The sequence below is a fragment of the Achromobacter sp. 10T422 genome, from assembly GCF_056394065.1.
This window is the reverse complement of the sequence record NZ_JBFTHD010000002.1, coordinates 634,067-653,619: the sequence shown is the minus strand read 5'-3', so window position 1 is coordinate 653,619 and position 19,553 is coordinate 634,067. Positions and strand designations below refer to the sequence as shown.

The following is a 19,553-nucleotide window of genomic DNA, read 5'->3' as shown; positions in this document are numbered from 1 at the left end:
AGCCCACTACAGCCAGCGCTCGAACATCCGCGAGAAGAACTCCATGAAGCGGTCGTCGGCGCCTCGGTTGCGCCAGGCTTCTGGCGTGATCTGCACCGAGTCCGCCACATCGCGCTGGAACAACGCTTCCATTTCGCCCGCGAATTCCGGCCCCAGCACCACTGCGTTGATCTCATAGTTCAACGCAAAGCTGCGCCAATCCATGTTGCTGGACCCGACCGTCGACCACACGCCGTCAACTACAGCCGTCTTTGCGTGCAGCAGGGCGTCGCGCCGTTCGTAGAGCTTCACGCCGGCGCGCAGCAAGTCGGTGTAATGCGAGCGCCCCGCGTTGAACACCAGCGACGAATCGCTGAACCCGGGCAGCACCAGCACCACGTCCACGCCACGCTGCGCGGCGCTGGACAAAGCATCGATGAAAGCCGGGTCCGGCACGAAGTACGCCATCGTGATGTGGATGGATTTTTGCGCGCTTTCGAACGCGGACATCAGCGTCAGGTAGACCGTGTAGCCGTCGCTGCGATCAGGCTGGTTGGCCAGGATGCGCACGCTGGTGGCGCCCACCGCCGGCGCAATGTTGGTGCCGCCGCCCTTGATCGGTTCGTCGGATTGCGACGCCCAACCCGCCTGAATCACCTGTTCCACCTGCGCCACCGCCGGGCCTTCAATGCGCAGATGCGTGTCGCGCCAGGGCGCAGCCTTGGCGTCACCCTTTGCCTTGGTATCCGCGCCGCCGCCGCTTGCCCCGACCACTGAGCTCGATCCCGAGCCTGGCGATGATTCATACACGCTGCTGACGTTGATACCGCCCACGTAGCCGACCTTGCCGTCCACCACCAGCACCTTGCGGTGGTTGCGCTGATTCGGCGACCAGCCCGCACGGGCGCTTGCCGGATTCACGGGGTTGAACACGGCGACCTGCACGCCAGCATCGCGCAACCGCTGGAACAGCGCATCAGGCGTTTTGATGGTGCCCACGGCGTCCACCATCAGCGACACTTCGGCGCCCCGGTTGCGCGCGCCAATCAGCGCGTCGGCAAAGCGTGCGCCTTCCGCGTCGTCATCGAAAATATAGGTTTCCATGTGCACATACCGGCGCGCCTGCCGGATGGATTGCAGCATGGCTTGATAGGTGCTCGGGCCGTCGGCCAGCAGCCGCACGCGGTTGCCTGCCATGAGAGGTGTGCCGCTGACGGCTTGTTCAACGGCCAAATGGCGCGCCAGGAAATCATCTTTGGGCGTCTTCGCATCCGCCGCAATGCCCTGCCCTTGGCGGTAACTGTCGCGGGCCGCATCGGCGGACAAGCCGGCTTGCGCCTTGCGCGCCTGACGCTCCTGCGCATCAGGCACGCTGGCGCAGGCGGCCAGCATGAGGGTGGCGCAGGCCAGCATCAGCGCCTGCGCCCAACGGCGTACGCCGGGCAGCGTGCCGGGCAACCCGCTGAGCGTGCCCGGCCCCGTTACTATCCGGCCCGCGGCCGGAGACGGCCTCATGGAAACGGCGGCTTAGCGCCGGCCGCTTGCCACCAGGCACCCCAGCAGGGCGCCAACCAGTGCCGCCACGCCAACCGACTTCCAGGCGTGCTCGTGCACATACTCATCGGCATAGGCCTTGGCGCGATACGCGCGTTCCCGCGCGGCGCCTTCCCAGTCGCGCGAGTGGTCCCGCGCTTCGGCCAACTGCTGCTTCAAACGCGCACGGGCCGATTCGATTTCGGAGCCGGTATAAGAAGCCGTCGAACGCAAAAGGTCTTCCGTGCCCGCAAGCAGCTCGTGAAAGCTGTCGTTGACCCGGTCGCGATGCAGAGCCATCTCGGCGCGTTGGTGCTTTCGATTCATAGTCGCTCCTTATGAAGTTGGGCCTTCTCAAGTGCCTGGCCGGACACATCGCTGTGTCCGGCCAGATGCTCGTTTGACCATGTCCCCATTGTGCCGATCATTCGGCGCTTTCGCCCGAGCTTTGGCAACCAGCCGTAATTCGATATTTCAGCGGAGCGAAACTTGCTAAGGGCAAGGCAAGACGTGCCGCCGCAACAAGCGTGACGACCGCCTCAATTTCGTAAAAGTCCATTGCATTCATTGGCTTAGCGCTTGACACCGCAACCCCCCTGGCCGCCACAATAGCCCCTTGCAATGCGCTTCAACCGCCTAAAAAAAGGAAATGAACGCATGGTTTCCCCTTCTGCAGTGCTTGCCCATGCCGCGCCGGCTTTCCTGGCGCGTGGTTCGCAGGCCCCGAGTCCCGAACAAGCTGAACTGCGGGACGGTCTGCTGGACGATCCCGCCCATATCGATCCCAAGTTCTTGTACGACGCGCTCGGTTCGTCGCTGTTCACCGCCATTACGCAGTTGCCTGAGTACTACCCGACTCGCTGCGAAGCCGAGATTTTCCAGCGACACGGCGCAGACATCGCCCGGCATGTGGGCGAGATCACGTCCATGATCGACCTGGGTGCGGGCGACTGCGTCAAAGCTGAAAACCTGTTCGCTCGTCTGCGTCCGCGGCATTACATTCCCATCGACATCTCGGCCGACTACCTGCAAGCCGCCGTGCGGCGGCTGCGCCTGGCGTATCCCGACCTGAGCGTGACCGCGATCGGCCAGGATTTTTCCCAGACGCTGGCGCTGCCTTCCAATGTGCCGGCCGACCACCGCCTGTTCTTTTACCCCGGCTCCAGCATCGGCAACCTGAGCCCCGACGACGCGCTAGCCATGCTGCAACGCATCCGCGCGCAATGCGACGGCGGCGGCTTGCTGGTGGGCGTGGACCGCGTCAAATCCAAGCAGGTGCTGGAACCCGCGTACGACGATGCCCTGCATCTGACCGCCGCCTTCAACCTGAACCTGCTTCGCCACGTGAACACCGTGCTGGACACCGACTTCGACGTGGCCGACTGGCGTCACGTGGCGCTGTTCAACAGCCAGCGCTCGCGCATTGAAATGCACCTGGAAGCCCAACGCGCCGTCCGCGTGACATGGCCCGGCGGCGCACGCGAATTCACCGCTGGCGAACGCATCCACACCGAAAATTCCTACAAATTCACGCCAGACGCGTTTACCGATCTGCTGCAACGCGCGGGCTTTCGCGACGTGGTGCACTGGTCGGATGCCCGCGGCTGGTTCTCCGTTTTCAGCGCCCGCGCCTGACGCGGACCTGCCCTCAACGCCACTGGAGGATCGCCATGGAACCTGCCTGCCTGCTGACACACCCCGCCACCGGACCCTATGCCAGCGGGCAGGCCGGCCAGCACGATCGCTACGATGCCGTGCGCTCCACCAGCACGGCGCTTGCCGCGCCGCTCAGCCCCGAAGACTGCCAGGTGCAATCCATGCCGGATTGCAGCCCGGTCAAATGGCATCTGGCGCACACGACGTGGTTCTTCGAGACATTTCTGCTGACGCATTTCCACCCGCCGTACACGATGTTCCACCCGCAGTACCGCATGCTGTTCAACTCCTACTACAACGCCATCGGCGCCAAGCATCCGCGTCCGCAACGCGGCCTGCTGTCGCGGCCCGCGCTGTCTGATGTGCTGCAATACCGCCAGCATGTCGATGGCGCCATGCACGACCTGATTTCCCGGCTGGGCGGCAATGAACCGGCCTTTGACGCGTTGCTGGAACTGGGCTTGAACCATGAACAGCAACATCAGGAATTGATCCTGACCGACGTGAAGCACATGCTGTCCTGCAACCCGCTCAAGCCCGCCTACATCGCGCCGGGCTCAGCCGCCCTTCCCCCTGGCACGCCCGCCGGCTGGACCCGCTACGCAGGCGGCATCACCCGCATCGGTCACGATGGCCGCGGCTTTGGGTTCGACAACGAAGGCCCCGCGCATGAAGTGCTGGTCGCCCCGTTCCATCTGGCGGACCGGCTGGTCACGCAGCATGAGTTCCAGGCCTTCATTCGCGACGGCGGCTACAAGCGGCCCGAACTCTGGCTGTCCGCAGGCTGGGACCGCGTGTGCGCCGAAGGCTGGCGCGCACCGCTTTACTGGGAAGGACAGCGCGACGATTGGCGCATCTTCACGTTGCGCGGCATGCAAGAGCTTGAGCTCCAGGCGCCCGTCACTCACGTCAGCTATTTCGAGGCCGACGCCTACGCGCGCTGGGCTCGCGTGCGGCTGCCGCGTGAAGCCGAATGGGAATACGCCGCCCGCCAACTGGCCGACCCCGCATTTCCCGGCCGCGCCAACATGCTGGAAAACGGCCATCTGGACCCGCGCCCCGCCCCGGCCCGCAACGGCTCGGGCGGCCCCGTGCAGCTATTCGGCGACACGTGGGAATGGACGTCCAGCGCCTACGACGCCTATCCCGGCTACCAGCCAGACGCCGGCGCGGTCGGCGAATACAACGGCAAGTTCATGTGCAATCAGTACGTGTTGCGCGGCGGCTCCTGCGCCACACCGCGCGACCATGTGCGCGCCAGCTACCGCAACTTTTTCCCGCCGGATGCGCGCTGGCAATTCTCGGGCATCCGGCTGGCGCGAGACGCATAAAACGCTTCTTAAATTTTTTGCGCCGCACCCGCTTGCAAACGAAAAAAGTTTCATGCTAGAATTTCGTTCTTCGTTGCTCAGCACTACTAACAAGTAGCTACTAAACAGCGAACAAGGATTGGCGCATTAGCTCAGCCGGTTAGAGCGACGGAATCATAATCCGCAGGTCCCCTGTTCGAATCAGGGATGCGCCACCAAGAATTAAAAAGGCCCTCACTTCGGTGAGGGCCTTTTGCATTGCGGTGTGGGCAACATTGCGGTGTGGGCAACATTGCGGTGTGGGCAACATTGCGGTGTGGGCAACATTGCGGCGCGGGCAACGACGCCACAAGGATCGTGGCGCCCCATCACGGAACGCCCCATCACGGGACTCCCCATCGTGGGACGCCCTTCACTACACATCCACAATTACAGACGGCGCAGCATATCCCGGCGCTTGCCGCCCCACGTAGCCGACAAGCTTGCCACGAAGGCGCCGATCAGCATCGAGGCGAAGCCCCACAGCGCGAATGCAGCGGCTGCCTTGCGCGCGGCATCGGCCGCTTCCTTGGCCTTTTGCTTGGCGTCCGCCGCCGCCTTCTTGGCGTTGGCGATGGTCTGCTCGACTCGGCGTTGCGCCACGGCGGGGTCCAGGCCGGTTTGTGCAGCCACCACCTTCACGACGTAGTCGCGGTCTTCGGGCGTGATGTCGCCGCGCGCCAGGCTCATCGCCACGATGCGGCCCACTTCAGTCTTGGCCGCATTGCGGTCGCCGCCAGCATCGGGCCGGTCCGAACGCAGCAGCGTGTCGGTCAGGTATTCGGTTGCCCGATCCATGCCGCCGCCCCCTGCACCCGCAGCGCCAGCCGCTGCCGTGGCGGTAACCGCCGCGCCCGCACCGGCTGCAACTGTCGCGCCCGTTTTCGCGGCGCCGGAAGCCACCGTCGCAATCGCGGACCCCAACAGCGCGGCGCTGACCACCGCGCTCAGCGCCCACACCAGAAAGCCATGGGCAGTGTCGCGGAAATAGACTTCATCCGAATGCACGTCGACCCATTTCGTACGCAAGCGGCCAGCCACATAGCCGCCGATGCCGTAAGAAATGATCTGCGTGAACAGCATCCACACGATGATGCTGATGCCAACGGCGGGGGCCGACATGCCCTCGTCGCTCCACGGCGAGACCGACAGAAAACCCAGGCCCGTGCCGCCGGCGAATAACGCAAGTGACAGCGCGGCGGCAATCACCGCGCCCGCGAAAACGGCCGCCCAGGACACCGCCGACACCGCTGATTCTTGCGTAGGTACGCCAGCGACGTATGGCTGGCCTACTGATGATGCGTTTTCCATGGTGATTCCTTATTCATTGTTTTATCGCGCCGGCCTTCAGGCCAGCTTCAAGCCCAAACGCCGATGCGGGAAACGGCAGACACGTCAATGCCAGAAAAGCGCCAGCAAAATGATGATGGGAATGGGCACGCCAAGCAGCCACAGCAAGATGGAACGCATATCGGACTCCTCATGATTTGATGAATTGCGCGCGAGCAGGCAACCGCCGCTCAAGCCAGATCAATGGCGCCAGGCATACGCGGATCGGGCGCAGGCGGCGTGGGATCGTGCGACGGCGGATCGTCGGGCGGCTGATTCGGGTCCGGCAAGGGATCGTCGGGCGGCAAGTTGCCGGGTAGCGAAGGGTCGTCCGGCGACAGGTCGTCGGGCAAGCCAGGCTCTCGATGCGGGATTGGGGTCATGTTCTGCTCCTCCGGCGCGTATTGCGCCGCTAAGGTGCACAGCAATTCGCGTTCCCGGCCCCGCTTCGATATCGCACCGGCGCAAAAAAGCCCTCTGGCGAGGGCTTCATCTTGCGCAACATCAAGGGCGGAATCAGGGCTTGGGCTTCGCTTCCTTGGGGACGCTCGTGACATTTTTGCCATCGCTGCCCAGAAATTTCACAACGGCGGCCTTGCCCGCCGCAGAGGCCTCGTCCTGGCTGCCATAGCGTCTTTCCGAATAATTGGTGCTATGCACATTGCCGCTCTCAGGGTCGAGCAATGTGATGATCCATGCGAATTCGCCCGGCATGAGCTGCCTGACCTGAAGCGTGGCACGCGTGCCAGGGCGTAATTTCTGCGGCATGGGACCGCCTTTTTCTGTGATGGGATGCCGCCATCGTAGCGCAATCCCTACGCTGAAACGGCCTTATCGAACGCCGATTGAAATGCTGCGCGCGCACATGAAATTCATGCTGCATCCCCTGCGGCAAAACCGCCACATCGCAAGCGTTGCGCCTGGAAAACCCTAGGGTGCAGTCTGCCAATACAGGCGCACAATCAGATCAAACATCTAGACCGCAGCAGCGGCAGCCGCACCCCTTTAATCAGGCGAGGACGGAGACAACATGACTTACGTAGCAGTGGTAATCAGCTGTTTGATGGTTATGGGTATCGTCGCGTTGGTGATTCAAACGATTCAAAGTGCGGGGCCCGAGCCCTGGCTGAAGATATCGGCGGCGATTGTCAGTTCCACCTTTGCTTCGCTGCTGTTGATCCCGCTGGGCTACGCCGTGGCCCAAAGCATGTTGATCGACTAGGCGCGTTTTTCCCCCAAGCCATCCGCCCTGGGCTACCCGCCCCGGGCGGATTTGCCTCGCGTTGCCGCCCAGCACAACAACGAACCGGCGGTGACCATCGCCACGCCTTGCCAGAACGACACGGTCAGGTGGGTGGACAGCCACACGGCTGCGAAAAAGGTCGACAGCACCGGGGTGAAGTACGACGCCGTGGCCAGCAAGGTCAGATTGCCTTTGAGTATTCCCACATTCCACAACGCATAGCCGGCCGCCATCGCGCCGCCGGTCACGCAGAGTTCCAGCGTGGCGGACGCGGAAAATGCCAGGGGCGGCTCGGGGCTCAGGAAGTATTTGATCCACAAGACCGCCGCAGTCAGCATGAAGAACAGCGCAACGCCATTTTTGCCGTCAGCGAAGCGCTTGGTCACGTTGCAATAAAGCGCCCAGATAATGGCGCCACTGAACGCCAATCCATAACTGAGGGGGTTGCTCGACACATTCGTGACGGTGCGCGCCCACGATAATCCGCCTGATCCGCCCACGACCCAGACGATGCCGCAGATGGAAAGCAATATCCCAGGAACGACCCAGGCGCTGGCCCGCTGCCCGTTGATGAAGATCGCCAGCACCACCGTCAGGCAAGGCCACAGGTAATTGACGATGCCCAGCTCAATGGCCTGCGCGCGATCATTGGCAAAGCCCAGCGAGAGCGACAAACAGATCTCGTAGGCGACGAACAACAGGCTGCCGACGACAAGATACTGCCGAGGAAATTGCCGTAATTTCGGAAACCCCAGCAAGCCAACCAGGAAGATCGAACCCACCGTATAGATAAGCGCGGCGCCTCCAATGGCGCCGAAATTCTCACTGACTCCACGAATCAAACCCACGACCGTGCCCCACAGCACGATCGCCAGCAACCCAAGGATGGTGGCCGTGTTCCGGCCGGGAGAAATCTGCATTACTGTGTCTGCTTTTCTGTTGTCCTGCTGCCTGCACTTGAATCAGGCGCCGTGTAAGCGGGCGCCGTGCAAGCGGGCGCCGTGCGAACGGGCGCCGTGCAGCCGGGCAGTGTAGCGAAAACCAAACGTTATCGTAGTGACCAGCCCGCACGGAGGAAAATCCGTGCCCGCAACCGCGACATACCCACCGAAACCGTGAAGAAGAGGGAGTAGCAGGCGCATGGCCATTTCAATACGCAGACTGAGTGATGTTCTTGCCAGCACGGAGTCTGGCCGGCTTTATCGGATAGAAGTCTTCCTGCAAGCGGACGGTCCGCCCACGCCGGACTCGCCGCCCCCGCCCGCCACGCGCTATATCCTTCGGACCTCCGAAGGGGAACAGGTGGACGCGCTGGGCGACAAGCAGTATCGGCTGAAATCAGGCGAAGTCCTGACGGCCCTCGCCCCCCAACAGCCACCGCGTCCTGGTGTCTGAATCGCCCCCGCCACGAGGCGGGGCGGCGTGGCCACCCACATCACCGTTATAGGTCGGACGCCACGCGCCGCTTGCCCTGCCCCTTGGCCTGGTACAGCGCCACATCGGCCCGCTCCAGCAATTGCAGCATCGTGATGCCGGACTCCGGATACACCGCGATGCCGACGCTGGCAGACACCGATACGCGGATGCCCGGATAAGGCAAGGACAGGCTGTCGACCAAGGCCTCGGCCACGGGTTGCGCTTGCTCCTTGCCGACTCCCATCAGCAAGACGGCGAACTCATCACCACCTAGCCGGGCCGCCACATCGGACACGCGGATGGCGCGGCCCATGCGGTCGGCGGCCTCTTTCAGCACGGTGTCGCCCGCGGCGTGGCCGTGCATGTCGTTGACCGCCTTGAACCCGTCCAGGTCGATCGCCAGAATGGCGAAGGGTTCGCCACTGCGCTGCGCCACGGCCAATTCACGCAAGATCAGCTCGCCGAACAACACCCGGTTGCACAAGCCAGTAAGCGGGTCGTAGTGCGCCAGATGCTGTGCGTGCGCCAGCATGCGCGAGGCCTGCAACAACGCCGTACCGACTTCCTCGGCCTCTTTGACGCGGGTGCCGGCCAGTTCGACGGTACGGCCTTCGCCCAGCGCCAATGCCGGGCCGACCAGACCTTGCACCGCAGACGTCAGGCTGCTGGCCAATCGCAACGCCAGCCACAGCCCCAGGCCAAACGCGAACAAGGTGCCCAACGCTAGCCAGGCGATGGAACGGTACAAGTCGGTAGTCAATAAGGTCATCGGCGCACCGGCCGCGACGGTCCACCCAGACACGGCAGACCGGCTGAACGCGGTGTAGACGGGCGTGCCTTCCTTCGTGGTGGATTCCAATGCGCCTTCGCCGTCCTGCATGACGGCGCGCGCCAGCGAAGGGACGGCCTTCTCGCCCACGAACTTGGACGCGTCGCGAGTGCGGGCCACGATGGTGCCGGAACTGTCCAGCACGGCGGCCACCCAGCCATCCGGCAAGGCGCGCCGGCCCAGCGCCGCCCCGATTCGGTCGGGCGAAATGCCCACGTTCAGGCTATAGGCGACCTCCCCCGCACGCAGAACGGGCACGCCGAGCGCAATGGTCGGCCTGCCGCTGACGCCGCCCGTGAACAAGCGGGTCAGCACAGGAGAGCGCGCGCGAAACACCTGCCTTAAATCTTCGGGCGCGCCGGAAAGCGGCAGGGGCGTGCCGTAAGGCACCAGCGTGTTGAGGACCTGGCGGCCGTCTTTGTCGGTCAGCACATAGCTGTCAACGATCTGGAAACGCACTGACTCCCGCGCACGCTGATGAAAGCCCGCGAAATCACCGTTAAGAAGATCCGGGGATGACGCCAGCATCTGCACGCCCGCTTCCACGCCAGTCAGTTCGCGGTCGAGGATGGACGCCAGATTGCGGGCAAGGAAAATGGTGTCGCGAAAGATGCGTTCCTTTTGGACAACGTAGCTTTCGTACACCGCCACCGACGCCACGACCAGCGCCGGCGCAATACAGGTGACGACCAGGGCCAGCAAACCGGTCCGCATGGAATACCGGTGCTGCGGGCGCGTTCTCACGCCTGCCAGGCTTTCGCCGTCAGCCATTGATTACCTCTTTTGGACCCATGCGCCTCCCGATACGTCCGTCCCGATCATTGCGCCGGGTGGATCAAATTCAGAAATTATTGCAGAAGCCCGCAACCGCACAATCCGCGCACAACGGCCGGATTACGGGCTTAAGCCCTGATTAACCCCCATCATCGCGTCCCCAATTTACTCCGAAATATTGCGCTGCGCGATGACTTCCTGACAGACAGATACGGATGGCAACCCGTTGCATATACCGGCCAATGAGCGCGTTGTTACTATCGCCGCCATGAATAATCCGTCCCTTAAAGTACCCCCCGGCAGCGCTCTAAGCGCGCCCGACAAAACCGTGCTGGTCTATGGCGTCATCGCGGCCCTGCTTGGGGTGGCCCTGCATGAACTCATGGCGCGCCAGGCGTGGCCATGGGGCCATCCCTTCGGCCTGTACTTTCTGCTGCAATGGCTGGCGCTGGCGCCGCTGGCCGGCGCCCTGCTGGCGGGGATGGCCAGCCCCAGGCGCTGGCTGATTGCGCTGGCCGTCTATGGACTGATCCTGCCCGCCCTCACCGCCTATGGGCTGACGGCCGCGTTTGGCGCGTTGCCGAATGAGCGCGGCGGCTGGCTTCGGGACAGCGAGATGGGCGTTGCCATGCTGCTGACCGGCACGGCGGGTTTCATCCTGCTGCCGGTGATTCAGGCGCTGGACGCCACGCGCGCGCAATGGAATTACCCGGCAGTATTTCGCGCCGCGTGGCGCAATGCCGTCCACCTGGCCCTGAGCCTTTTCCTGGCGGGGGCTGTGTGCCTGCTACTGACGGCGGCGGGCGCCATGTTCAAGATGATCGGCATCGGCATCGTGCAGCGGATTGTCGAAAACTCAACGTTCCGCTACGCGGCATGGCCGATGATTCTGGCGGCATGCCTGGTCGGCGTACGCCGCCGCCCCGCACTGACGGACACCCTGCAACGTTCGTGGCTGACGCTCAATGCGTGGTTGCTGCCGCTGGTCACGCTGGTGGGCGTTGCCTTCACGCTGGCGCTCGCCGCCCGCATGGCGCTGGGCTTGCAGGCCGTGCAATTGTCGGCGGGCGCACTGATTGCGTTCTCGCTCGTGTGGATCAAGCTGATCAACGCCGCCTGGCAAGACCATGCGGACGCCGCGCCATTCGGCCCGCGCCTGGGCGCGCTGCTGCGTGCGGCCATGGTGTGCCTGCTGCCGCTGGCGGCCGTGGCCCTGTACGGCGCCATCGTCCGAGTCGACCAGTACGGCTGGACCGTGCTGCGCGCCTGGGGCGTGGCCGCAAGCGGCATTCTGGTGCTGTATGGGGCGGGTTACAGCTGGGCGGCCTTGCGCCCCAAGCATTACTACCCGATGTTGGCCGCTACCAACCTGATCACCGCCGCCGCCACGCTGGCGGTGCTGGCGGCGTTCATTACGCCCGTCGCCAACCCCTTGCGCCTGGCGGCCGAAAGCCAGTTGCAGCGCATGATCGACGGACGCCTCGATCCCCACGAGTTCACGTATTACCGTGTCGGTGAAGACTTTGGAAAGTGGGGTGTGGAAGCCGTACAGCAACTGGCCGATGGGGCGGCCAACGCACGAGACCCCCGCATTGCGGCCGTTGCCAAAGAAGCGTTGAAAAGTGGCTACTTCCGCTGGGCGGACAATGCACAGCAGCTAGCTCAGGACATGGCGAACGTGCCCGCCTTCACCACGATCCCCGCGAACACCAAGGTGCCGGCGTCATGGTGGGCGTACTTGATACAGACTTATCCCTCGCAAGCCAAAACGTGCGCCGCGCCAGCCAAGCCCGGCGCATCCACGGGGCTGTCCAGCCAAACCGCGGAACCCCGCTGCCAACTGGTCTTTGCCGATCTGACGGGCGACGGCCGTGATGACATCGTGCTGTACGTCACCCCGCCCAGCGATGTGCAGACCAGCACCGTTGAGCGCCTGCCCATCTATACGCCGGACGCAGCGGGCGAATGGAGCCTGCGCGGCCACCTGACCGCCATCAGCTTTTCGATGGACACCGCGGACGAGACGGGCGTCACGAATATCCAGCAGGCGCTCAAGCAAGGATTGGTGCGCACGCAGCCCCGCACCGACCGAGACCTGCGCATCGGCGACAACCTGTTCAGGCTGCGTTAGGCGTMAACGGCCAAGCGCGGCAGACGCCGCGCTATTTTTCTTCCAGGTCGGGCGTGCCCGCAAACTGACTCTTGAGCAAGGTCAGCGCGCCCTTCTCCGCCAAGGCCTCGGTGGGAAAGACGTTCTTGGTGTCTTCAAGAGGGGGGAATCCGATGATGCGTACCCGCGCATGAAACCCTTCGGGCACCTCGGCGAACTCAATATCGAAATTGCGTTCTTCGATCCAGCCTGATCGATGCAGTTTCCATTCCATTGCAACGCGCTCCTGTGTGGGCAAGCCAGCAAAGAAATTGCCGGCAGAGAAAATCGGCAATGCAAAAGGGCCGGCCTGTGAAGACCGGCCCTGCTACACGATACACCCGCACGGGCCTTACTTGGCGGACGGCGGCGCGTCTTCCGTGTTGCCGAGCAGCTCATCCGACGACGGCGAGAACAGGTCCCAGCAGGCCATGAACAGCGCGGCGATCAGCGGGCCGATCACAAAACCGTTCAGACCAAACAGCGCCATGCCGCCCAGTGTGGAAATCAGCACGACGTAGTCGGGCATCTTCGTGTCCTTGCCCACCAGAATCGGGCGCAGCACGTTGTCGACCATACCGATGACCAGCACGCCAAACGCGATCAGCACCGCGCCTTTGACGACGGCGCCCGTCAGCAGGAAGTAGATGGCCACGGGCGCCCAGATCAGGCCTGCGCCCACGGCGGGCAGCAGCGACAGGAAGCCCATGATCACGCCCCACAGCAGCGCGCCCTGAATCGACAGAATCGAAAAGATGATGCCGCCCAACGCGCCCTGCGCCGCCGCAACCGCGATGTTGCCCTTGACGGTGGCGCGGATCACGGTCGTGAACTTGCGAAACAGATGCTGCTTGTGCGCGTCGCTCAGCGGCATGGCGCGCTTGATGCGTGCCGACAACTGCGGCCCGTCACGCAACAGGAAGAACAGCAGGTACAGCATGATGCCGAAGCTGATCACGAACTGGAACGTGTCCTGCCCGATGCTCAAGGCCTGGGTCGCCAGGAACTGGCTGGCCTGCATGGCGCCCGCGCTGAGCTTTTCTTGCAGGCTCGGGATGTCGGCCAGATCAAAGCGCGCCAGCAGGTCGTGCACCGACGGAGGCAATGCCGCCATCGCCTGCTGAAAGTAGGCGCCGAAATTCAGCTCGCCCGACTTGATGCTCTGATACAGGTTCGCGCCTTCACGCACCAACGACCCGCTGATGGCGACCAACGGCAGGATGACCAGCAGCAAGACCCCCAACAGGGTGATCAGCGCGGCAAGATTGCGCCTGCCCCCCCACCGCTTGACCAGCCGGCGCTGCAAGGGCCCAAAGATAATGGCAAGAATGGCGCCCCAAAACACGGCGCCATAGAACGGCCACAATAACCAGCCGAATGCGATGGTGACGACGACAAGCAGGAGCAGAAAGGTCCTGAAGTGCAAGCTGGATGATTGACTCATATTCCGTTCCAGGCACGGCGAACGCCGCGAGACCCGCATTGTACAAAGCGCCTGCTACCGGACGCTTTCAAGACCCCCGGCCAGCCGCAAGCAGGATGGTTTCGCGCGCTTCGGCAAGGCCCGCCGACTGCGCATTCAGGCCCTGCAATCGCAAGTTCAGTTCCTGTTGGAGCGTGGGCGTGGCCACACGCGCCTGGCCATCCACAAGCTGAATTTCGGCGGAGTTGGCGGCGACGAAATCCGCGATACCTATTGCGTCGTGCGCCACGGAATCCATGCGCGTAGCGGCCTGCATCAGCTCGGCGGCGGGCGCGGTCACCGCATCGTCATAAACGCCGTCGTAGACAGGCGCCAAGTCGGCCGGCAGCGTCAGGCCGGCTCGCGCCTTGTCGGCTTTGGCGCGCGCGTCCTGAAGCTTGCCCGCGCTGTCGGCCAGGGTTTTGCGAGCCGCCTCGAACGCCGCTTTGCGTTCCACGATTTCGCCAACCGACCGCAGGGTCTCCACCGCCAGCACGTCGCGCAACGAGCCGGCCGCCTTGGCCATTTCTTGTTGGAAATCGGTCATGACGCCGTACGCGTCGTCGTAGTCACCCACCGCTTCCTTCTCGGCCTTGGTCAAGGCGGCAAGCGGCAGCAGCGCGTCGCTGGTCACGCGAGATTGCAGCAACTGGATGAACGCCACGCGTTCCTGGGGTTCTTTATTGACGCAGGCCGTCATGAACAGCATTGAGGCCATTGCCAGGCCTGCCAGGCAGGCTCGCCACAGTGACATCCGTATCCTCTCCTTGCCCGCTGCGTGGATGGCGGGCGCATGGGGGCAGATTATCCCGAAGCGCTGGCCCACGGCCGCTTGCGGGCGGATTTTGTTGCGATCGAAGCGAGTTGACACAGGGACTAAGCCCGCAGCGGATAGGCCAGGGCGCAACGCCGAGCGGCATCGAAACCCGCATCCGCTTCTGATTGCAGACGGGCGTGCACGGCCGCCGAATACGGCAGCGCCAATTCCACAAAGCCCAGCCGTTGATAAAACGGCGCATTCCATGGCAGCTCGCGATCGGTGGTCAGCACCACGGCCCCGTACCGGCCTGCCGCGTGCGCGTGCGCCAGTACGGCCTGCATCAACCCTCGGCCCAGGCCTTGGCCTTGCGCGGGCAAGGCCACTGACATTTCCACCAGGAACAGGTCGCCATCCATCGGTCTGGCCAGAGCAAAACCGCATACCTGCCCGTCACGCAACGCCACCCACAACAGGCCGGCCGCCTGGGCCGCGACCAGTGCATCAAGCGGCAGCGGTTCCCCGTCGGCGGCCCAGGCCATGGGCGTGCCGCGAAAGCGCTGCGCGGCGGAGCGTTCGATATCGGCCAGGCGGGCCAGGTCGCTTACTTGGGCAGGTCGGATCATGAGGCAAGACGGTCAGGGGCAAGGAAGTATGCACGATGCGCAGGGCCGGCCAAACCGCTGCCGCGCCTTCCCGTAAAATGCCGGCTTATATTCAATGTCAATGTCGGCCGCAACGGCCGCTAGTCACCCTGGCCTGGCTTCACCCATGACTCAACACGCTTCCCCGGCCCCTTGGGGCTTCACCCTGCCCGATTGCCGCGGCGCGGCCGCCCTGCTGTATTTCATGAATGATCTGGCGCGTGTCGTGAACCAGTATCTGGGGCAGGGCCAATTGTCGGACGACGCCTTGGCCGGCGCACAGAAGGCCGTGGACGCCTTGGTGGCGCGCTATGCCGACCTTGACGCCGCCCCCGAGGCATTCACGGACGAGCATATCGGCCTGGCGCTGGAAACCGAGCGCCAGCCGGACGGCTCGATGGGTGCGCAAGTGGCGCTGCGGATGTCCCCGCGTCTGGAAGGGCTGATCATCGAAGCCCAACGCCAAGCCCGCGGCGCGGAGCATTAAGCGCAAACGTGGGGGTGCGTGGCCCCGGGCGCAAATCCGGCGCCCAGGCCCCAGGCCCAAAAAAGACTTGCAAAACCTGCCAACCAGCGATATCATCGTTAGTTGATGTGCCTTCACGCCGCCATATTTCCGAAAATAAATAGGCTGAAAGCACGGAAAGCACCCTGGAAGTACCCCTCCAGAGCTTGGCCGGCCCCACCCGCGAAAACCGCGAGCCGCCAGCCACCCGGAAATTCGATCCGGTTTGCGAAAACCCATAACGCGAAAACGCAAGCCGCCGACTTCCATCTGGAACACACGGCATTAGCCAAACACATCTTCACCATGCCGCCAGTCCGGTTTGGAAAGAAGCAACAAGACACGTTGCAGCCCGAGTCGTACCCACGACAAAGCTGCACAGCAACCGCCAGAGTCAACCCGCTCTGCGTGGACCCCAGGCCTGAAGAGCGCATGCCCCAACATGCACGCCACTTGGCCTGAACCGATACCGTCCTGGACTGACTGACGACATCGGCCGCATCACCCCGTTACGCGCGCAAGCAAAAACATGAGAATGCGCAAACTGACGGCAACACTTGTGCGTTACTGTCATGCATGCCTGTCCGATATGTCTGAAAGACGTTACCCGGCCGGACATGGCAAACGCGAAGTCGCGAGGCGCTTTTGGTACGTCCGCCCCTTCGTGGCATGAACAAAACGCAGCTTTCTAATAACTAGAACTTAAGAGAACACACACCATGAATACTCGTTTCACTACCTCGGACCTGATCCGACGCCCGGCTCATACGACGCTGGACAACACGCCGATCCACATTGGCGACATCGTTTATCTGCAACCGGCCAACGGCCCGGCCATCCGCGCAACGGTCATCTTCAACGCGCCGATCAACGGCACGACGACCTACACGACGGAAGTCGTGCCTTGCGGCGTAACGTCGCAAAAAGCGCCCGGCCAGCGTATCCGCTTCCGTCACGAACACGTGCATCGCATCGAGTCCGTGCGCAGCAATACCACGCACTAAACGCAATACCCTGGCTCTTTGAGCCAGTTCAATCTCGCCGCGCATCATGCGCGGCGAGTGCTTTTTACGCGTGATAAAGTCGCAAGCACCTTAGTCCGGGCACGCTCACCATGCAGAACAACCGTCTCGCGATCCGCATCTGGGATCTTCCCACCCGCCTCTTTCACTGGGCGCTCGTCGTCTGTATCGTCGGCGCGTTCGTCAGCGTAAAGCTGGGCGGCCTGTATATGGATTGGCATGTGCGCTTCGGCTGTACGGCGCTGGGCCTGATCATCTTCCGCATCCTGTGGGGCATCGTCGGCCCGCGCTACGTCCGCTTCACCCAGTTCGTGCGCGGCCCCGGTTCCATTGCCCGCTACCTGAAAGGCGCGGCCGCCCCCGCCGGCCACAACCCGCTGGGTGCGCTGTCGGTTCTGGCGCTGCTGCTTGTCGTCGGCTTTCAAGCCGTCAGCGGGCTGTTCACCACCGACGACATCATGACGCAAGGCCCCTTGTTCGGCTATGTCAGCGAAGCCACCGCCGGCGCGTTGACCTCGTGGCACAAGCTGAACGAGTGGGTGATCATTGCGCTGATCGCGCTGCACCTGGCCGCCGTCGCCTGGTACGCGGTGGTTCGCCGCAAGCGCCTGGTGCGCGCCATCATCACCGGCGATGTCGACGCCAAGGACCTGCCCGCCGGCACGCCGCCCGCACAAGACGGCATTGCCGTTTGGCTGCGCGCACTGTTGCTGGGCGCTTGCGTGACGGGATTGGTGTTGTGGATACGGTCGCTGGAAGTGGTGGCCGACATGTCCTTTTCCTGAACACGCTCGCGCAGGACAAAACAAAAAGCCCTTCGAATTTTCGAAGGGCTTTTTGTTTGCAGCGATCGAGGCCGTCCGCGAACGGCTCGCGCCTTACTTCTTCTTGCGGTAGGAATCGTGGCAGGCCTTGCAGCTGGCGCCAACATCACCGAAGGCAGCGCGCAGCTTGTCCAGATCGCCGGCGTCAGCAGCTGCCGACAGCTTCACGATGTTGTCCTGGAACGCTTGCTGCTTTTGCTTGAAACCTGCGGCGTCGCTCCAGATTTCGGGGCGGGCATCGCCGCCTTCCGTACCCGGACCGAAAGCCGTCCACGGCAGCGCCGACAACGTCTTCAACACTTCAACGTTGGCCTTGATCTGCGCGGCATCGTAGGGCGCCTGGCCCTTGACCACCGGCGTCATGCGCCCGAAATGCGAGGCCATCAGCGTCAGCGCCGATTGGCGGTACTTGACCGCATCTTCGGGCTTGGCGAACTGCGCCGACGCAGTCGTCGCCAACAGCGGCCCAACGGTCATACAGGCCAACGCGGCAAGCGTGGACAACTTCTTCATTGCAATCTCCCGTAAGAACAACAAGGATGCCGCGCGCATGACGCGCGCGGCATGGCGACTATACCGCCCGAGCCAGCTCGGCGGCCAGCCCGATGTACGAGCGCGGCGTCATCGCCAGCAGACGGGCCTTGGGTTCTTCAGGCAAGGCCAGGCCCTGGATGAATTCTCGCAGGGCTTCTTCGGTGATGCCCTTGCCGCGCGTCAAAGCCTTGAGCTGTTCGTACGGTTGCGGCAGGCCATAGCGGCGCATCACGGTTTGAACCGGCTCGGCCAGCACTTCCCAGCACGCGTCGATGTCGGCGTCGATGGCGGCCGTGTTGACTTCCAGCTTGCCCAGGCCGCGCATGCACGCGTCCCATGCCACCAGGCAATAGCCCAGGCCCACGCCCAGGTTGCGCAGCACGGTGGAGTCGGTCAGGTCGCGCTGCCAACGGGAGATCGGCAGCTTGTCGGCAAGGTGGCGCAACACGGCGTTGGCCAGGCCCAGATTGCCTTCGGAGTTTTCGAAGTCGATCGGGTTGACTTTGTGCGGCATGGTCGACGAGCCAACCTCGCCTTCTTTCAGGCGCTGCTTGAAGTAGCCCAGGGCCACGTAGCCCCAGACGTCACGGTCCAGATCCAGGACGATGATGTTGGCGCGCGTGATGGCGTCAAACAACGCCGACATCCAGTCATGCGGTTCGATCTGGATGGTGTGACGGTTCTGGGTCAGGCCCAGGCCGGCCAGCACGCGCTGGCTGAAGGCGGGCCAGTCGATTTCCGGATAGGCGGACAGGTGGGCGTTGTAGTTGCCGGTGGCGCCGTTCAGCTTGGCCAGCGGTTCCACGGCTTCGACGGCGGCGATAGCGCGGTTCAGGCGCGCGGCCACGTTGGCGAATTCCTTGCCCAGCGTGGTCGGGCTGGCCGGCTGGCCGTGCGTGCGCGACAGCATCGGCTGGTCAGCTTGGGCCACAGCCATGTCGTTCAGCTTGGCGGCCAGTTCACGCAGGCGCGGCACCACGACCTGGTCGCGGGCGCGCGACAGCATCAGCGCGTGCGAGGTGTTGTTGATGTCTTCGGAGGTGCAGGCAAAGTGGATGAACTCGGCGGCGCGGGCCAGCTCGGCGTCATCAGCGACTTTTTCCTTCAGCCAGTACTCAACGGCCTTTACGTCATGGTTCGTGACGCGTTCGATGTCCTTGATGCGGCCAGCGTCGGATTCCGAAAAATCCTGCACCAGCTGTTGCAGGCGCTGGCGTGCGGCTTCAGAGAACGAGGGCAGTTCGGGCAGGCCGGCGTCGGACAGGGCGACGAGCCAAGCCACCTCGACTTCGACACGGTGCGCCATGAAGCCAGCTTCGGACAGCAGACCGCGCAGCGCGTCGCTCCGGGAAGCGTAACGGCCATCCAATGGCGAAAGGGCATTCAGTTGGCTCAATTGATCGGCGATTTGCATGGTCTGGAGAAGAAATGGCTACGGATGGGAAAACCCGACGATTTTATCATCCGAGGGCATGCAACATTGTGGCAAACTGGCGAAGATTCCGGCCGGCGGCCGGTTAGACCGTCATACGGCCTGCTATACTTCGG

The 19,553-nt window shown here is 63.4% G+C and carries 20 protein-coding genes and 1 tRNA gene; 8 read left to right on the top strand and 13 right to left on the bottom strand.

Going from position 1 to position 19,553, the window contains the following annotated elements; translation table 11 throughout:
• Positions 1-6: 6 nt before the first annotated feature.
• Positions 7-1,371 (bottom strand): phospholipase D-like domain-containing protein, encoded by a 1,365-nt coding sequence (locus AC1DB0_RS07140; RefSeq protein WP_175169769.1) that lies wholly within the window; start codon positions 1,369-1,371, stop codon positions 7-9.
• 135 nt (positions 1,372-1,506) lie between these two features.
• Complete coding sequence (locus tag AC1DB0_RS07135) at positions 1,507-1,839, bottom strand: ElaB/YgaM/YqjD family protein (protein WP_054423408.1); 333 nt, start codon at positions 1,837-1,839, stop codon at positions 1,507-1,509.
• A gap of 330 nt (positions 1,840-2,169) precedes the next feature.
• On the opposite strand from AC1DB0_RS07135, the gene egtD reads away from it, so the two are divergent.
• The 3 genes from egtD (at position 2,170) to AC1DB0_RS07120 (ending at position 4,696) form a co-directional block, all read left to right on the top strand.
• On the top strand, positions 2,170-3,147 hold the full coding sequence (egtD, locus tag AC1DB0_RS07130; protein ID WP_054423409.1) for an L-histidine N(alpha)-methyltransferase: 978 nt from the start codon (positions 2,170-2,172) through the stop codon (positions 3,145-3,147).
• A gap of 35 nt (positions 3,148-3,182) precedes the next feature.
• The gene (gene egtB, locus AC1DB0_RS07125; protein WP_476757612.1) at positions 3,183-4,499 is read left to right on the top strand and encodes an ergothioneine biosynthesis protein EgtB; all 1,317 of its coding nucleotides are present in this window, start codon (positions 3,183-3,185) and stop codon (positions 4,497-4,499) included.
• Between the two features lie 120 nt (positions 4,500-4,619).
• Positions 4,620-4,696, top strand: a tRNA-Met gene (locus AC1DB0_RS07120).
• Between the two features lie 211 nt (positions 4,697-4,907).
• Here AC1DB0_RS07120 and AC1DB0_RS07115 read toward each other — a convergent pair.
• The 3 genes from AC1DB0_RS07115 to AC1DB0_RS07105 all read right to left on the bottom strand — a co-directional run bounded on the left by AC1DB0_RS07115 (position 4,908) and on the right by AC1DB0_RS07105 (position 6,614).
• Positions 4,908-5,828, bottom strand: a complete 921-nt coding sequence (locus AC1DB0_RS07115) for a hypothetical protein (RefSeq protein ID WP_054423411.1) — start codon at positions 5,826-5,828, stop codon at positions 4,908-4,910.
• A gap of 209 nt (positions 5,829-6,037) precedes the next feature.
• A complete protein-coding gene (locus AC1DB0_RS07110) occupies positions 6,038-6,229 on the bottom strand; it encodes a hypothetical protein (RefSeq protein WP_054423412.1) in 192 nt (63 codons plus the stop codon).
• 133 nt (positions 6,230-6,362) lie between these two features.
• Positions 6,363-6,614 (bottom strand): hypothetical protein, encoded by a 252-nt coding sequence (locus AC1DB0_RS07105; RefSeq protein WP_476757614.1) that lies wholly within the window; start codon positions 6,612-6,614, stop codon positions 6,363-6,365.
• Positions 6,615-6,876: 262 nt separating this feature from the next.
• On the opposite strand from AC1DB0_RS07105, the gene AC1DB0_RS07100 reads away from it, so the two are divergent.
• Entirely contained in the window at positions 6,877-7,068 is a 192-nt protein-coding gene (locus tag AC1DB0_RS07100) for a hypothetical protein (protein WP_054423414.1), read from the top strand.
• Between the two features lie 32 nt (positions 7,069-7,100).
• Here the strand turns inward: AC1DB0_RS07100 and yddG are convergent, their stop codons facing one another.
• Together yddG and AC1DB0_RS07090 are read right to left on the bottom strand one after the other, a co-directional pair.
• Positions 7,101-8,009, bottom strand: a complete 909-nt coding sequence (gene yddG, locus AC1DB0_RS07095) for an aromatic amino acid DMT transporter YddG (protein WP_054423415.1) — start codon at positions 8,007-8,009, stop codon at positions 7,101-7,103.
• Between the two features lie 521 nt (positions 8,010-8,530).
• A complete protein-coding gene (locus AC1DB0_RS07090; protein WP_175169747.1) occupies positions 8,531-10,105 on the bottom strand; it encodes a sensor domain-containing diguanylate cyclase in 1,575 nt (524 codons plus the stop codon).
• Positions 10,106-10,376: 271 nt separating this feature from the next.
• Between AC1DB0_RS07090 and AC1DB0_RS07085 the strand changes: the two genes are divergently transcribed.
• Positions 10,377-12,239: a DUF4153 domain-containing protein gene (locus AC1DB0_RS07085; RefSeq protein WP_476757616.1), complete on the top strand. Its 1,863-nt coding sequence runs from the start codon at positions 10,377-10,379 to the stop codon at positions 12,237-12,239.
• Positions 12,240-12,270: 31 nt separating this feature from the next.
• Here AC1DB0_RS07085 and AC1DB0_RS07080 read toward each other — a convergent pair whose 3' ends face one another.
• The 4 genes from AC1DB0_RS07080 to AC1DB0_RS07065 form a co-directional block, all read right to left on the bottom strand.
• Complete coding sequence (locus AC1DB0_RS07080; RefSeq protein ID WP_054423419.1) at positions 12,271-12,492, bottom strand: hypothetical protein; 222 nt, start codon at positions 12,490-12,492, stop codon at positions 12,271-12,273.
• A 117-nt stretch (positions 12,493-12,609) separates the two neighbouring features.
• A complete protein-coding gene (locus AC1DB0_RS07075) occupies positions 12,610-13,701 on the bottom strand; it encodes an AI-2E family transporter (RefSeq protein WP_175169745.1) in 1,092 nt (363 codons plus the stop codon).
• A 67-nt stretch (positions 13,702-13,768) separates the two neighbouring features.
• Complete coding sequence (locus AC1DB0_RS07070) at positions 13,769-14,473, bottom strand: DUF3053 family protein (protein ID WP_175169744.1); 705 nt, start codon at positions 14,471-14,473, stop codon at positions 13,769-13,771.
• A 122-nt stretch (positions 14,474-14,595) separates the two neighbouring features.
• A complete protein-coding gene (locus AC1DB0_RS07065; RefSeq protein ID WP_476757617.1) occupies positions 14,596-15,102 on the bottom strand; it encodes a GNAT family N-acetyltransferase in 507 nt (168 codons plus the stop codon).
• Between the two features lie 145 nt (positions 15,103-15,247).
• Here AC1DB0_RS07065 and AC1DB0_RS07060 point away from each other — a divergent pair, with 145 nt between their 5' ends.
• From AC1DB0_RS07060 to AC1DB0_RS07050, 3 genes are all read left to right on the top strand, one after another.
• Positions 15,248-15,607 (top strand): hypothetical protein, encoded by a 360-nt coding sequence (locus AC1DB0_RS07060; RefSeq protein ID WP_054423423.1) that lies wholly within the window; start codon positions 15,248-15,250, stop codon positions 15,605-15,607.
• 737 nt (positions 15,608-16,344) lie between these two features.
• Positions 16,345-16,629, top strand: coding sequence for a hypothetical protein (locus AC1DB0_RS07055; protein WP_054423425.1), 285 nt, complete (start codon positions 16,345-16,347; stop codon positions 16,627-16,629).
• A 110-nt stretch (positions 16,630-16,739) separates the two neighbouring features.
• Complete coding sequence (locus tag AC1DB0_RS07050) at positions 16,740-17,432, top strand: cytochrome b/b6 domain-containing protein (protein ID WP_054423426.1); 693 nt, start codon at positions 16,740-16,742, stop codon at positions 17,430-17,432.
• A 93-nt stretch (positions 17,433-17,525) separates the two neighbouring features.
• On the opposite strand, the gene AC1DB0_RS07045 is transcribed toward AC1DB0_RS07050, so the two are convergent.
• Both AC1DB0_RS07045 and purB read right to left on the bottom strand, forming a co-directional pair.
• On the bottom strand, positions 17,526-17,984 hold the full coding sequence (locus AC1DB0_RS07045; RefSeq protein ID WP_175169740.1) for a c-type cytochrome: 459 nt from the start codon (positions 17,982-17,984) through the stop codon (positions 17,526-17,528).
• Positions 17,985-18,042: 58 nt separating this feature from the next.
• Positions 18,043-19,419, bottom strand: coding sequence for an adenylosuccinate lyase (gene purB / locus AC1DB0_RS07040; protein WP_054423428.1), 1,377 nt, complete (start codon positions 19,417-19,419; stop codon positions 18,043-18,045).
• Between the last annotated feature and the right edge of the window lie 134 nt (positions 19,420-19,553).

Bases quoted from the DNA above. Each gene is read 5' to 3' on its own strand.
- AC1DB0_RS07140 (WP_175169769.1), bottom strand. From the start codon at position 1,371: ATGCTGGCCGCCTGCGCCAGCGTGCCTGATGCGCAGGAGCGTCAGGCG.
- AC1DB0_RS07135 (WP_054423408.1), bottom strand. From the start codon at position 1,839: ATGAATCGAAAGCACCAACGCGCCGAGATGGCTCTGCATCGCGACCGG.
- egtD (WP_054423409.1), top strand. From the start codon at position 2,170: ATGGTTTCCCCTTCTGCAGTGCTTGCCCATGCCGCGCCGGCTTTCCTG.
- egtB (WP_476757612.1), top strand. From the start codon at position 3,183: ATGGAACCTGCCTGCCTGCTGACACACCCCGCCACCGGACCCTATGCC.
- AC1DB0_RS07115 (WP_054423411.1), bottom strand. From the start codon at position 5,828: ATGGAAAACGCATCATCAGTAGGCCAGCCATACGTCGCTGGCGTACCT.
- AC1DB0_RS07110 (WP_054423412.1), bottom strand. From the start codon at position 6,229: ATGACCCCAATCCCGCATCGAGAGCCTGGCTTGCCCGACGACCTGTCG.
- AC1DB0_RS07105 (WP_476757614.1), bottom strand. From the start codon at position 6,614: ATGCCGCAGAAATTACGCCCTGGCACGCGTGCCACGCTTCAGGTCAGG.
- AC1DB0_RS07100 (WP_054423414.1), top strand. From the start codon at position 6,877: ATGACTTACGTAGCAGTGGTAATCAGCTGTTTGATGGTTATGGGTATC.
- yddG (WP_054423415.1), bottom strand. From the start codon at position 8,009: ATGCAGATTTCTCCCGGCCGGAACACGGCCACCATCCTTGGGTTGCTG.
- AC1DB0_RS07090 (WP_175169747.1), bottom strand. From the start codon at position 10,105: ATGGCTGACGGCGAAAGCCTGGCAGGCGTGAGAACGCGCCCGCAGCAC.
- AC1DB0_RS07085 (WP_476757616.1), top strand. From the start codon at position 10,377: ATGAATAATCCGTCCCTTAAAGTACCCCCCGGCAGCGCTCTAAGCGCG.
- AC1DB0_RS07080 (WP_054423419.1), bottom strand. From the start codon at position 12,492: ATGGAATGGAAACTGCATCGATCAGGCTGGATCGAAGAACGCAATTTC.
- AC1DB0_RS07075 (WP_175169745.1), bottom strand. From the start codon at position 13,701: ATGAGTCAATCATCCAGCTTGCACTTCAGGACCTTTCTGCTCCTGCTT.
- AC1DB0_RS07070 (WP_175169744.1), bottom strand. From the start codon at position 14,473: ATGTCACTGTGGCGAGCCTGCCTGGCAGGCCTGGCAATGGCCTCAATG.
- AC1DB0_RS07065 (WP_476757617.1), bottom strand. From the start codon at position 15,102: ATGATCCGACCTGCCCAAGTAAGCGACCTGGCCCGCCTGGCCGATATC.
- AC1DB0_RS07060 (WP_054423423.1), top strand. From the start codon at position 15,248: ATGACTCAACACGCTTCCCCGGCCCCTTGGGGCTTCACCCTGCCCGAT.
- AC1DB0_RS07055 (WP_054423425.1), top strand. From the start codon at position 16,345: ATGAATACTCGTTTCACTACCTCGGACCTGATCCGACGCCCGGCTCAT.
- AC1DB0_RS07050 (WP_054423426.1), top strand. From the start codon at position 16,740: ATGCAGAACAACCGTCTCGCGATCCGCATCTGGGATCTTCCCACCCGC.
- AC1DB0_RS07045 (WP_175169740.1), bottom strand. From the start codon at position 17,984: ATGAAGAAGTTGTCCACGCTTGCCGCGTTGGCCTGTATGACCGTTGGG.
- purB (WP_054423428.1), bottom strand. From the start codon at position 19,419: ATGCAAATCGCCGATCAATTGAGCCAACTGAATGCCCTTTCGCCATTG.